The sequence below is a fragment of the Agrobacterium sp. YIC 4121 genome, assembly GCF_002008205.1.
Classification (GTDB): domain Bacteria; phylum Pseudomonadota; class Alphaproteobacteria; order Rhizobiales; family Rhizobiaceae; genus Agrobacterium; species Agrobacterium leguminum.
Window position 1 is genome coordinate 57339 of the sequence record NZ_MRDI01000018.1, and the last position, 12326, is coordinate 69664.

Below are 12326 nucleotides of genomic sequence, written 5' to 3' on the forward strand. Positions count from 1 at the left end.
AACATGATTAGCATACTCAAGTATAAGCCATCGTCAACCACTCGCACAGGAGGCATCCCATGAAAACGGGAGCACTCAGGACGAATGACGTCGAATCCGACGAAATTACTGAATTTAATAGAGAATTTCTGTTTACGTCCGGCAACGGGCAATTGCGCGCCAAGGGCATTCGCGAAAAGATAGCGATTCCTGCCCGCGGCGGCGAAGACATTGCCAGCCCGCTGCAGCAGGCACTGGCCGGCGCGTTCGAGCGTGCGCAGCGGGAGGGACAGGAGAACCCAATCGCCATCGGCGCGATCCCCTTCGATGTCAGCGAACCCTCATGCCTATATATCCCATACAACTATGAATGGAATTCCAAGGATGCGGAGCCGATCGTCGCCGATTCGGCCATGCCTGCACTTGTCGGCCAGAACAGCCTGCCGGACGAGAGCGGTTTCAAGCATGCCGTCGAACATGCCATCGTCAATTTCCGCCATTCCGAAGTCCGCAAGGCGGTGCTTTCCGTCATGCGTGAACTGACTTTCGCCTCCGAGGTCAATGTCGAAAGATTGCTGGCGAGTCTGGCCAAACAGAACCGCGAAGGTTACCAGTTCCGCATTCCGCTGCCCGATGGCGGCGACCTGATCGGCGTCAGCCCGGAACTTCTTATTCGCAAGCAGGGCGAGAAAATCACCTCGAACCCGCTGGCGGGATCGGCAAAACGCATGGTCGATCCGGCGGCGGACAAGGCCAATGCGCATCGGCTCTCGGCCTCGGAAAAGGATCATTACGAGCATAGCCTCGTCATCGAGGATATCCGCTCGCTGCTTTCGCCGGTCTGCGCGGAACTCGATGTTCCCGAAAAACCCTCCCTCATCAATACGGCGGCGCTCTGGCATCTTTCGACCCGCATCGAAGGCCGTCTCGCCGATCCGGAAACCAATGCGCTGCAGCTTGCCTGCCTGCTGCACCCGACGCCAGCCGTCTGCGGCTTCCCCACCGAGCGCGCCCATCGCCTCATCCGCTTCGTCGAGCCTTTCGAGCGCGGCCTCTTCACCGGCATGGTCGGCTGGACGGATTCGCAAGGGAATGGCGAATGGGTGGTGACGATCCGTTGCGGCACCGTGCAGCGGGAAACCGTGCGGCTCTTCGCCGGCGCGGGCATCGTGGAGGCCTCGGAGCCCGAATCCGAATGGGCCGAGGTGCAGACCAAGCTCAAGACCATGCTGAACGCCTGCGGTCTTGCGGCCTAATTTTTCCAGGGACAAACCATGACAATCGAATTCCAACGCTGGCCCGAGGATTTCGTTCGCCGATACCGCGAACGCGGCTACTGGATCGACCGGCCGCTGAGCGGCATTCTCGCCGAACAGGTGGAGCGCCGGCCGGACGCCACAGCGCTGATCTGCGGCGACCGTCGTTTCAGCTACGCCGACCTCGACCGGCAATCCTCCAATCTGGCCGGACATCTCTCCGCCGCAGGCATCGGCAGGGGTGATACGGCGCTGGTGCAATTGCCGAACATAGCCGAGTTCTATCTCGTCTTTTTCGCGCTCATCAAAATCGGCGCCGCCCCCGTCAATGCGCTTTTCAGCCATCGCCGACTGGAAATGACCTCCTATGCGGAGCAGATCGCGCCGAAGCTGGTGATCGCCTCACGCAGCCACGAGCTTTTCGCCGATGACACATTTGTGGAGGCGCTGAAGGCGGTCTCTCCAAAGCTTGCCGTGACCCTGCTGCTCGGCGAAACCGATCCGCAGCGCAGCCTGGAGCAGAAGCTGGCCGCCCCGGCCGAAAATCCACCGGCTTACGCCCCTTCCGCCGCCGATGAGGTGGCATTGTTCCAGCTTTCCGGCGGCAGCACCGGAACGCCGAAACTGATCCCCCGGACGCATAACGACTACGACTACAGCGCCCGGGCCAGCGCGGAGATTTGCGAACTGTCGCCGCAGACCCGCTTCCTCTGCGCCATTCCGGTGGCGCATAATTACCCGATGAGCTCACCCGGCGCGCTTGGGGTGTTCCACGCCGGCGGTGCCGTGGTCATGGCCGCCAATCCGGAGCCGCTTGCCTGCTTCGATCTGATCGAAAAACATCGCGTTGACATTGTGCCGCTGGTGCCGCCGGCGGTGGCGCTGTGGCTGCAGGCGGCTCCCGCCCATCGCGAACGGCTGAAATCCCTCAAGCTCCTGCAAGTTGGGGGCGCAAGCTTCGCCGAAGCGCTCGCCCGCCAGGTGCCGGAGGTGCTGGGCTGCGATCTGCAGCAGGTGTTCGGCATGGCGGAAGGTCTGGTGAACTACACCCGCTTCGGTGACCCCGACCATATCGTCTTCACCACGCAAGGCAGGCCGATCAGCCCGGACGACGAAATCCGCATCGTTGACGAGGACGGCAACGACGTGCCCGAGGGCGAAGCCGGCATGCTGGCGACCCGTGGTCCCTACACGTTCCGGGGCTATTACCGCGCCCCCGAACACAGCGCCCGGGTCTTCGATAAGGACGGCTTCTATTATTCCGGCGACGTCGTGCAGCGCACGCCCGAAGGTTATCTGCGGGTCGTTGGCCGGGTGAAGGACCAGATCAATCGCGGCGGCGAAAAGGTCGCCTCGGAAGAGGTGGAAAACCTGATCCTGCGGCATCCGGATGTGACGCACGCGGCGTTGGTGGCGATGCAGGACGAACTTCTCGGCGAAAAAAGCTGCGTCTTCGTCGTGTCGCGCAATCCCGCGCTTAGGGCGCCGGCCATCCGCCAGCATCTCGCCGGTCTCGGCGTCGCGGATTACAAGCTGCCGGACCGCGTGCGCTTCATCGAGGCCATGCCGCTCACCGCCGTCGGCAAGATCGACAAGAAGCGCCTGCGCGACCTGCTGATGGCCCCCGTCGCCATCAGCGCCTGACAGGCAGCGCCAACCGAAAGGGACGCTCAAAAGGGCGTCCCCAATTCCAAAGATTACGCGCCGCCCGAGCCGGCGCAGCAAAAAACCGAGGTCATCATGACGATCCCCACCATTTCCGACTATCCGATGCCGGTCGCCGCGAGCTTTCCGGCCAACAAGACAAAATGGCAGCCCGATGCGAAACGCGCCGTGCTTCTCATCCACGACATGCAGCGTTATTTCCTGCGGTTCTACGAGGCGGACGGCAAGTTGATCACGGCCCTCATCGACAATCTCGCCAAGGTGAAGGCATGGGCCGTTCAGAACGGCGTGCCGGTCATCTATACCGCCCAGCCGCATAACCAGCCGCCCGGCGACCGCGCGCTGCTGAACGACATGTGGGGACCGGGTCTTACTGTCGTCGATCCCGAATTGCAGAAGGTGGTCGACAAGCTCGCGCCGACGCCCGACGACGTGGTTTTGACCAAATGGCGCTACAGCGCCTTCCAGCGTTCCGATCTTGCTGAGCGCATGAAAGGCTGGGGCCGCGACCAGATCATCGTCGGCGGCGTTTACGCCCATATCGGCTGCATGATGACGGCGGTTGAAGCCTTCATGAAGGATATTCAGCCCTTCATGATCGGTGACGGTGTCGCCGATTTTTCCGAGGCCGAACACCGCATGGCGCTGCAATATGTGGCGACGCGCTGCGGCGTGGTGATCGACACCGCAAGCCTTGTCGGCGCAGGCGAGGCCACCGGCACCCGCGAATGGCTGAAAGCCCGCGTCCTGCAGATGGTGGAGGATGAAAGCGATATCGACCCCGATGAAAACCTGATCTTCTACGGGCTGGATTCGCTGCAGGTGATGAAGCTCGCCGGCGAATTGAAGGAGCGCGGTGTCACCGTCGGCTTCGATGAGCTGGCCCGTGTGCCGACACTTTCCGCCTGGTGGACGCTGATCGAAGAAAAGCGGCTCGCAGCCTGAGCGGACGGACAAGATGACGCAACAGAGATTTACCGGACGGCGCGTGCTGGTGACGGGCACGGCCCAGGGCATCGGCCGCCGCATCGCCGAACGTTTCATCGAGGAAGGGGCCGAGGTCATCGGCCTCGACCTTCTGGCTGACACGGCGGAGGCCCCCTTCCGCCAGATCGCGCTCGACATCACTGACGCGGCGGCGGTGGAGACGGCCTGCAAGGCGATAGAGAGCGAATGGGGCGGGCTCGATATTCTGGTCAATGCCGCCGGAATTTTACGGCTCGGCGACAGCGAAAGCCTGACGCCAGAGGACTGGAAGGCCTGCATGGATGTCAATGCCGCCGGGCCGTTCTATATGCTGCGGCAATGGAGCGGCACCTTCAAGCGGCAGGGGCGCGGCGCCATCGTCAATGTCGGCTCCAATGCCGCCGTCGTGCCGCGCATCGGCATGATGGCCTATTGCGCTTCCAAGGCGGCGCTGGTCAGCCTCAGCCATTGCGCCGCCCTTGAGCTTGCGCCTTATGGCGTGCGCTGCAATGTCGTTTCCCCCGGCTCCACCGATACGCCGATGCTTGCCGGCATGTTGAGCGATCCTTCCGGCAAGGACCGGCTGGTCGCCGGCCTGCCCGATCAGTTCAAGCTCGGCATTCCGCTCGGCAAGATCGCGAGGCCGGACGATATCGCCGATACGGTGCTGTTCCTCGCCTCCGATCAGGCAGGCCACGTGACGATGCAGCAGATCGTCGTCGATGGCGGCGCAACGCTTGCGGCCTGAACAGACGCGGGATGGCGAAAAGCGTGAGCGCATGATCTAGGCCGCTGGATGAAGGTGACGGACATGGCCATTGCAACGGCGTTTCATCGCAAAGCCGTCTCCGGCGATCCACCGGAGGCCATCTGGCCTTGGCCGGACGACAGCTGCGATTGCCATTGCCTCACCCTTCATTACAGCGCCGATGAGGGTTGCGGCGGCGAGGTCCCTCCCTTGCCGCCGCAGCTTTTACACGCCCTGCCCAAACGCAAGGCGGAGTTCATCGCCGGGCGCAGATGCGCGGCCGAAGCCATCCGCCGTCTCACCGGCCGCTCCAGCTTTCCCGGTATGGGTGAGGACCGCGCGCCGATCTGGCCCGAAGGCGTGATCGGCGCGATTTCCCACAGCCATGAGCGGGCGATTGCCCTTGCCGGCTCTTCGGGGCGGTTCCACGGCATCGGCATCGATATTGAAAGGCTTCTGACCGAGGAAGAGGCCTGCGATATCGCCGCGCAGGCCCTGACGGCGCATGAACGCCACAACCTCGGCAACGCCATCGACCCCTTCATGACCGGCCTGATTTTTTCAGCCAAGGAAAGCCTGTTCAAGGCGCTTTATCCGACAGTGAAACGGTTTTTCTTTTTCGAGGCGGCGGAATTATCCGGCTTCGACGACAACGGTTCGGCCTCGCTGCGGCTGACCGCCGACATAGGCGAATGGCGCAGGGGAACGGAGATCCCCTTCCGCTTCTGCCGCTTCGACGGCTTCCTTGTCACCCGCATCCTGATCGGGCGCTGACGAAAAACGCCGCCCCGGCGCAGGGAAAATGACCGCCGATACTGCCCTTTCCGTCATCCGAATGAAATATTGGGACGGTAGGCACCTTGCTGGAATGATTCCAAACAAGCAACGGTGGAGACAGACTATGACCGACATCGATACGAGCAAATTGTCCTGGGACGAGTGGGACGAACTGCAGAACCCGCCGCCGGCCGAAACCGATTTCGACCGCGTTGTCGAAACCGCGATTTCCCGCCGCGGCTTTCTCGGCGGCGTGCTTGCCTTCGGTTCGGCCGCGGCCGCCATGGGCACGCTCGGCAACCTGATGAGCAGCACCTCGGCCGAAGCGCAGGAAGCCGCCGTTGGCCGTTTCCCGTTCAAGCCGATTGCCGCCGCCACCGACAACACCATCCATGTCCCGGAAGGTTATAACTGGAAGCCGCTGGCGAAATGGGGCCAGCCGCTGTTCTCCAACGTTCCCGATCTCGACCCCGCCAAGGGCGTCAGCGTTGAAAACTCCGACAAGGTCTTCGGCGAAAACACCGACGGCATGGAACTCTTCGTGGTCGGCAGCCACCAGCTAATCGCCGTCAACCATGAATATGTGAACCCCGAAATCAACCTGCCGCACACTGACAAAGGCAATCCGAAGACGGCTGACGATGTGAAGATCCTGCAGAACATGCAGGGCGTCACCGTCATGGAAGTCGCGGAAGACAAGGATGGCTGGAAGATCGTTCTCGACAGCCCCTTCAACCGCCGTATCCACCACAATACGCCGATGAAGCTTTCCGGCCCGGCCGCAGGCTCCGATCTCGTCAAGACCGCCGCCGACCCGAAGGGTGTCGACTGTCTCGGGACCTTCAACAATTGCGGCGCCGGCCGCACGCCGTGGGGCACCTATCTCACCTGCGAAGAAAACTTCAACGGCTATTTCGGCACCACCGATGCCGCCTTCAAGCTGCCTGACGACTACAAGCGTTACGGCATCGTCGCCGAGACGCGCTACGCCTATGAGAAGTTCGACGCGCGTTTCGACGTCGCCAAGAACCCCAACGAACCGCGCCGCGCCGGTTACGTGGTCGAGATCGATCCTTCGGACGCCTCCTCCACCCCGATCAAGCGCACCGCGCTTGGCCGCATCAAGCACGAAAACGCCGCCGTGGTGATCGCCCGCGATGGCCGCGTCGTCGTTTACATGGGTGACGACGAGCGTGGCGAATTCCTCTACAAATTCGTCTCCAACGGCATCTACGTGCCGGGCGGCGACACCTCGAAGCTACTCGACGAAGGCACGCTCTACGTCGCGAAGTTTTCCGACGACGGCGCCGGCGAATGGCTCGCCCTGACGCCTGAAACCACCGGCATGAAGATCGACGAAATCTGCGTCTTCACCCGTCAGGCCGCTTCCAAGGTGGGCGCAACGACGATGGACCGACCGGAATGGGTCGCCATCAACCCGGTCGCCATCGAAGCCTATTGCGCGCTGACTAACAACAGCCGCCGTGGCGAAATGAAGGACGGCAAGCTGCGCGCCAATGCCGGCGGCGACGCCATGACGATCAATGCCGCCAACCCGCGCGAAAAGAACGAATACGGCCAGATCGTGCGCTGGTATCCGGAAAATGACGACCACGCGGACGGCAAGTTCAAGTGGGACCTGTTCTGCATGGCCGGCAACCCTTCCGTTCACAAGGACGCCTATGCGGGTTCTTCGAACATCAACGAAGGCAACATGTTCAATTCGCCTGACGGCATGATGTTCGATAGCACCGGTCTGCTCTGGATCCAGACCGATGGCGAGGACACCAATGAAGGCAACTTCGCCGGCCAGGGCAACAACCAGATGCTGGCGGGCGACCCGGCCACCGGCCGTATCGAGCGCTTCCTCACCGCCCCGAAGGGTTCCGAAGTCACCGGCCAGACATGGTCCGGCGACAAGCGCACCCACTTCGTCGGCATCCAGCACCCCGACGCCCCCTTCCCGGATGGCGAAGGCAAACTGCCGCGCTCGACCATCATCGCCATCAAGCGCGATGACAATGTGAAGATCGGCTAAGCCACAGACATATTGGCAACCGGATCGTCACGACAGCCGCGATCCGGTTCTACTGACGAAAACGCCGTGCGCCCGAAGGGATGCACGGCGTTTTTTCAGGCGATCAGAAAACGTTCCGGTGCACATCCGTCATCGCACGCCTAAGGTCGTCGACGGCAGAGGCCGTCGGCCCCGGCTGGTCGTTGAGCGCCGGCGGCATTTTCCAGCCGGGGTCTATGCCTTCCATATTGGGCAATTCATGAGCGATGCCTTTATGGCAATCGATGCAGGTGGCCTTGCCCGTCAGCAGATATTTGGAATGAATATCGGCGGCGCGCTGTGTCTGTTTGGTAAAGTCCATGGCGGCGGAGGAATGGCAATTGCGGCATTCCAGGCTGTCATTGGCCTTCAGGCGCGACCATTCGTGCTGGGCAAGCTCCAGCCGCTTGTCGAGGAACTTCTTGCGCGTATCGATGGTGCCGAAAATCTTGCCCCAGACCTCCTTCGAGGCCTGCATCTTGCGGGCGATCTTGTCCGTCCACTCATGCGGCACATGGCAATCCGGACAGGAGGCGCGCACGCCGGAGCGGTTGGAGAAATGCACCGTCCGGGTCAGTTCCTCATAAACATTCGCCCTCATCTCGTGGCATGAAATGCAGAAGGCTTCCTTGTTGGTCATTTCGAGTGCGGTGTTGAAGGCGCCCCAGAACATGACCCCGCCGACGAAACCGCCGAGGGTGAGAAAGGCGAGGCTGAGCGTGCCGGCCGGCGTCGTCAGAACCGCCCAGAGCCAGGCGAGAAGTTTTTTCACACGGGCGATCATCATTCGCTACCCGCCGGTTTGACGCCCATTTCGCTCATGTCCTGAAAGGTGTTGGGCACGAGCGGCCGTGTGTCGGCCTGCGGCACATGGCAGGCGGTGCAGAAATAGCGGCGCGGTGAAACATCCGCCAGCATCTGGCCTTCGCGCGTCATGTAATGGGTGACGCTGATCATCGGCGCGCCGGAATCCTGCGTGAATTCGCGCTTGTGACAGGAGAGACAGCGATTGGCATTGACCGAAAGCTGGTAACCGTCGATCGAATGCGGGATGACCGGCGGCTGCTCCGGATAGGCGCGCATGCGCCTGAAATCGTCGATCACCCATTTCGGCAGGGGTTTCGCAGGTTCGGTCTGCATGGCGTCACCGCGCGGACCGGACAATTCCGCCACCATCTGCGCAACGGCCCCCGTCGCCACCGTCGCAACGACGAAAGCGGCGATCATCCATCCGTGTTTCCTGATCATGCGACCGGCTCTATCTTGACTGCGCATTTCTTGAAATCCGTCTGCTTGGAGATGGGATCGGTTGCGTCGAGCGTCACCTTGTTGATGAGCTGGCTGGCATCGAACCAGGGAACGAAGATGACACCGGGCGGCATGCGGTTGCGGCCGCGCGTTTCCACGCGGGAGCGTATTTCGCCACGGCGCGAAACGATGCGGATTTCCGCGCCCTGATTGAGCCCGCGCTTGCGCGCATCGTCGGCATTCATGAAACAGCGGGCGCCGGGGAAGGCCTTGTAGAGTTCCGGCACGCGCATGGTCATGGAGCCGGAATGCCAGTGCTCCAGCACGCGGCCCGTCACCAGCCAGGTATCGAATTCCGCATCCGGGGATTCCGCCGGCGGCTCGTAGGGCACGGCGATGATGACCGCCTTGCCGTCCTTGTTGCCGTAGAATTTCACGCCCTCGCCCGGTTTGACATAGGGGTCATAACCTTCGCGGTAACGCCACAACGTTTCCTTGCCATCCACCACAGGCCAGCGCATGCCGCGCACCTCGTGATAGGCATCGTAAGGCGCCAGATCGTGGCCGTGGCCGCGCCCGAAGGCGGCATATTCCTCGAAGAGACCCTTTTGCAGATAGAAACCGAAGTGTTTTGCTTCCTGGTTTTCGTATTCGCCGTTGATCTCGCTTAACGGGAATTTGCCGACATCGCTGTCCTTGAAGAGCACCTCGTACAGCGTCTTGCCGCGATAGGCGGGATTGGCGTCCAGTATCTCCGCCGGCCACACCTCATCCGTGGTGAAGCGTTTGGAAAATTCCACCAGCTGCCAGAGGTCGGAGCGCGCCTCGCCCGAGGCCTCGACAAGCTGGTGCCAGACATGGGTGCGCCGCTCGGCATTGCCATAGGCCCCCTCCTTCTCCACCCACATGGCGGCGGGCAGGATAAGGTCGGCGCTCATGGCCGTGATGGTCGGATAGGCATCCGAAACAACGATGAAGTTTTCCGGGTTGCGATAGCCCTGATAGGTCTCGTTCTTGGTGTTGGGACCGGCTTGGACGTTGTTGTTGACCTGCACCCAGTAGAAATTCAGCTTGCCGTCATGCAGCATGCGGTCCTGCTGCACGGCGTGGTAACCCGGCTTTTCCGGGATAATGCCGTGCGGAATGCGCCAGATTTCCTCGGCATGTTTGCGGTGTTCCGGGTTGGTCACCGTCATGTCGGCCGGCAGGCGATGGGCGAAGGTGCCCACCTCGCGCGCCGTGCCGCAGGCCGAGGGCTGGCCGGTGAGCGAGAACGGGCTGTTGCCAGGCTCGGAAATCTTGCCGGTCAAAAGATGGATGTTGTAGACCATCTGGTTGGCCCAGACGCCGCGCACATGCTGGTTGAAACCCATGGTCCACAGCGACATGACCTTGCGGTTCGGGTCCGCATAAAGCTCGGCCAGCTCCTCCAGGAAACCGGCTTCCACGCCGGTCATAGCGGCGGTCTTTTCCAGTGTGTATTCGGAGACGAATTCCTTGAAGGTCTCGAAATCGATCGCTTCGGTCTTGGTCGGATCGGCGGAATTGGCGGCATTCACTTCCACCGGATTGTCGGGCCGCAGGCCATAACCGATATCGGTGACACCGCGCACGAATTTCGTGTGGTTCTTCACGAAGTCTTCGTTGACGCGCCCGGTCTTGATGATGTGGTTGGCAATGTAATTGAGGATGACGAGATCCGTGCCCGGCTTGAAGACCATCGGAATATCGGCAAGGTCCATGCTGCGATGGGTGAAGGTCGAAAGTACCGCCACCTTCACATGGTCGAAGCCCAGACGCCGGTCGGCAATGCGCGTCCACAGAATGGGATGCATCTCCGCCATGTTCGAGCCCCAGAGCACGAAGGCATCGGCATGTTCGAAATCATCGTAACAGCCCATCGGCTCGTCCATGCCGAAGGTGCGCATGAAGGCGTAAGCGGCGGATGCCATGCAGTGGCGGGCATTGGGATCGAGATTGTTGGAGCGGAAGCCGGCGCGCATCAGCTTGGTGGCCGCATAGCCCTCGAAGATCGTCCATTGGCCGGAGCCGAACATGCCCACGGCCGTCGGCCCCTTCTCTTTCAGCACGCGCTTGCACTGCTGCGCCATCACGTCGAAAGCCTCATCCCAGCTCACCGGCTCGAACTCGCCGTCCTTGGCGTAGACGCCGCCTTTTTTGCGCAGAAGCGGGGTTTGCAGGCGGTCCTTGCCATACATGATCTTGGACAGGAAATAGCCCTTGATGCAGTTGAGACCGCGATTGACCTCCGCCTGCATGTCGCCATGGGTGGCGACGACCTTGCCTTCCTTGACGCCGACCATGACGCCGCAGCCCGTGCCGCAGAAACGACAGGGCGCCTTGGACCACTTGATCTGCAATGCGGAAACCCCGCCCGGCACCGGCTGGGCGGCGGCCGGCAGCGCAATGCCCGCCGTTGCCGCCGCAATGCCGGCGGCATGGGCCTTCAATAGATCACGCCGCGTCAGTTCGCTGCTCATCGCCGCTTGTCTCCTCTGTGTCGACGTGTTCGAAAACCATGTTGGCGGCAATCACACCGTCGAGTGTCGAAATATAAGTGAGCGTATCGCCCAGCATGCCGGTGCTCGTGCCGTCTATGACAATGACAATCTTGCCGTTGCCCTCGCCATGAACCTCGACATTGTCGAGCGTTGAAAGCGTTGCCAGCACGGCGTCCCGCATCTGGGGCATCACCGCCACCACGGCGCTTGAAACATGATACCGGCCTGTATTTTCAGGCATATTGCATCTCCGTGGCTCTCTCTTTGATCTCGATCACACTGGCGGGACAGACGGACACACAAGCTCCGCAACCGGTGCAGGCATCTTCCCGCAGTTCCGGAACGAAGGGGCCGCCACGGCGGGGCCGAAACCGGATAGCCTCGGTCGGGCAGGCATCGCGGCAGGCCTGACAATCGATATTGCCGAAGGCGAGACACCCCTCACCGATCGCCATGACATGATCGAAGCGCTGCGCCGCGGGGGCGGCAAAGACCGGTTCGGGACAGGCCTCCGCGCATTTGCCGCAGAAGGTACATTCCCCGGCGGAGAAATCCACGCAAGGCAAACCGTCCGCCATGGCAATGATGCCGGTGGGACAGGCCTCCACGCATTTTGCGCAACCGCTGCACGCGGCGAGGTCGCTCAACGCGACCCCGGGGGGACAGATGCGTGGTCTATTTTTTTGCCCGCCGCGCAGGAAATCGCGCCGGCTGAGAGAGATTTCCATCATCATCTCGCCCTCAATGGCCGGGCGGCCCCGGCGGGCCGTAAATGATCTGGAACATCCAGACAATAAAACCATAGGCTCCGACAAATCCGACCGCCAGAATGGGCCAGATTCCGAAGGCCAGAACGGCGAAGGTCACAAGTTCCCTCGTCCGGCTTGGCTTTTCATCTGCGTGTTGAGGCGCGACTATTTTAGGCATATTCGCGGTTCCCTATTCGGTTGGAGTTATAATCGACCAAAAAGAAAATATGTTCAACCACTTGATTTTATTGATTATTTATTAAAACTAACATTCATCAATATCCCTTCTCTAAGCCACTGATTTCACATTGTGCTTTTGCCGAAAAAATAAACAAAATCGTCGGAACAGTGATGTCGACG

The 12326-nt window shown here is 61.3% G+C and carries 12 protein-coding genes; 6 read left to right on the top strand and 6 right to left on the bottom strand.

Annotated features, from left to right (window positions below; genetic code table 11):
- The first annotated feature begins 59 nt into the window (after window positions 1-59).
- From BTE54_RS17010 to BTE54_RS17035, 6 genes are all read left to right on the top strand, one after another.
- Window positions 60-1235 (top strand): isochorismate synthase MenF, encoded by a 1176-nt coding sequence (locus BTE54_RS17010; protein ID WP_078053264.1) that lies wholly within the window; start codon window positions 60-62, stop codon window positions 1233-1235.
- A gap of 18 nt (window positions 1236-1253) precedes the next feature.
- Window positions 1254-2879, top strand: a complete 1626-nt coding sequence (locus BTE54_RS17015) for a (2,3-dihydroxybenzoyl)adenylate synthase (RefSeq protein WP_078053265.1) — start codon at window positions 1254-1256, stop codon at window positions 2877-2879.
- A gap of 96 nt (window positions 2880-2975) precedes the next feature.
- Window positions 2976-3845, top strand: coding sequence for an isochorismatase (locus BTE54_RS17020; RefSeq protein ID WP_078053266.1), 870 nt, complete (start codon window positions 2976-2978; stop codon window positions 3843-3845).
- 13 nt (window positions 3846-3858) lie between these two features.
- Window positions 3859-4614, top strand: coding sequence for a 2,3-dihydro-2,3-dihydroxybenzoate dehydrogenase (dhbA, locus tag BTE54_RS17025; protein WP_078053267.1), 756 nt, complete (start codon window positions 3859-3861; stop codon window positions 4612-4614).
- A 63-nt stretch (window positions 4615-4677) separates the two neighbouring features.
- The gene (locus BTE54_RS17030; RefSeq protein ID WP_078053321.1) at window positions 4678-5388 is read left to right on the top strand and encodes a 4'-phosphopantetheinyl transferase; all 711 of its coding nucleotides are present in this window, start codon (window positions 4678-4680) and stop codon (window positions 5386-5388) included.
- Between the two features lie 127 nt (window positions 5389-5515).
- A complete protein-coding gene (locus BTE54_RS17035; protein WP_078053268.1) occupies window positions 5516-7429 on the top strand; it encodes a PhoX family phosphatase in 1914 nt (637 codons plus the stop codon).
- 103 nt (window positions 7430-7532) lie between these two features.
- Here BTE54_RS17035 and BTE54_RS17040 read toward each other — a convergent pair whose 3' ends face one another.
- Genes BTE54_RS17040 through napE form a run of 6 tightly spaced genes read right to left on the bottom strand, consistent with a single transcriptional unit; the run spans window position 7533 to window position 12144 of the window.
- Window positions 7533-8228 (bottom strand): cytochrome c3 family protein, encoded by a 696-nt coding sequence (locus BTE54_RS17040; RefSeq protein ID WP_269313700.1) that lies wholly within the window; start codon window positions 8226-8228, stop codon window positions 7533-7535.
- 2 nt (window positions 8229-8230) lie between these two features.
- Complete coding sequence (locus BTE54_RS17045; RefSeq protein WP_078053270.1) at window positions 8231-8722, bottom strand: nitrate reductase cytochrome c-type subunit; 492 nt, start codon at window positions 8720-8722, stop codon at window positions 8231-8233.
- Window positions 8692-11196 carry a periplasmic nitrate reductase subunit alpha gene (gene napA / locus BTE54_RS17050; protein WP_078053271.1) on the bottom strand — a complete coding sequence of 835 codons (2505 nt, stop codon included), beginning with the start codon at window positions 11194-11196 and terminating at the stop codon, window positions 8692-8694. Before napA ends, BTE54_RS17045 begins: the two co-directional genes overlap by 31 nt.
- Window positions 11171-11458, bottom strand: a complete 288-nt coding sequence (locus tag BTE54_RS17055; protein ID WP_003520944.1) for a chaperone NapD — start codon at window positions 11456-11458, stop codon at window positions 11171-11173. The genes napA and BTE54_RS17055 overlap by 26 nt, the downstream gene beginning before the upstream one ends.
- Complete coding sequence (locus BTE54_RS17060) at window positions 11451-11951, bottom strand: ferredoxin-type protein NapF (RefSeq protein ID WP_078053272.1); 501 nt, start codon at window positions 11949-11951, stop codon at window positions 11451-11453. Before BTE54_RS17060 ends, BTE54_RS17055 begins: the two co-directional genes overlap by 8 nt.
- Before the next feature lie 7 nt (window positions 11952-11958).
- Window positions 11959-12144, bottom strand: coding sequence for a periplasmic nitrate reductase, NapE protein (napE, locus tag BTE54_RS17065; protein ID WP_003585411.1), 186 nt, complete (start codon window positions 12142-12144; stop codon window positions 11959-11961).
- Window positions 12145-12326 lie beyond the last annotated feature (182 nt).

Bases quoted from the DNA above. Each gene is read 5' to 3' on its own strand.
- BTE54_RS17060 (WP_078053272.1), bottom strand. From the start codon at position 11,951: ATGATGATGGAAATCTCTCTCAGCCGGCGCGATTTCCTGCGCGGCGGG.
- napA (WP_078053271.1), bottom strand. From the start codon at position 11,196: ATGAGCAGCGAACTGACGCGGCGTGATCTATTGAAGGCCCATGCCGCC.
- BTE54_RS17035 (WP_078053268.1), top strand. From the start codon at position 5,516: ATGACCGACATCGATACGAGCAAATTGTCCTGGGACGAGTGGGACGAA.
- BTE54_RS17055 (WP_003520944.1), bottom strand. From the start codon at position 11,458: ATGCCTGAAAATACAGGCCGGTATCATGTTTCAAGCGCCGTGGTGGCG.
- BTE54_RS17020 (WP_078053266.1), top strand. From the start codon at position 2,976: ATGACGATCCCCACCATTTCCGACTATCCGATGCCGGTCGCCGCGAGC.
- dhbA (WP_078053267.1), top strand. From the start codon at position 3,859: ATGACGCAACAGAGATTTACCGGACGGCGCGTGCTGGTGACGGGCACG.
- BTE54_RS17030 (WP_078053321.1), top strand. From the start codon at position 4,678: ATGGCCATTGCAACGGCGTTTCATCGCAAAGCCGTCTCCGGCGATCCA.
- napE (WP_003585411.1), bottom strand. From the start codon at position 12,144: ATGCCTAAAATAGTCGCGCCTCAACACGCAGATGAAAAGCCAAGCCGG.
- BTE54_RS17010 (WP_078053264.1), top strand. From the start codon at position 60: ATGAAAACGGGAGCACTCAGGACGAATGACGTCGAATCCGACGAAATT.
- BTE54_RS17015 (WP_078053265.1), top strand. From the start codon at position 1,254: ATGACAATCGAATTCCAACGCTGGCCCGAGGATTTCGTTCGCCGATAC.
- BTE54_RS17045 (WP_078053270.1), bottom strand. From the start codon at position 8,722: ATGCGCAGTCAAGATAGAGCCGGTCGCATGATCAGGAAACACGGATGG.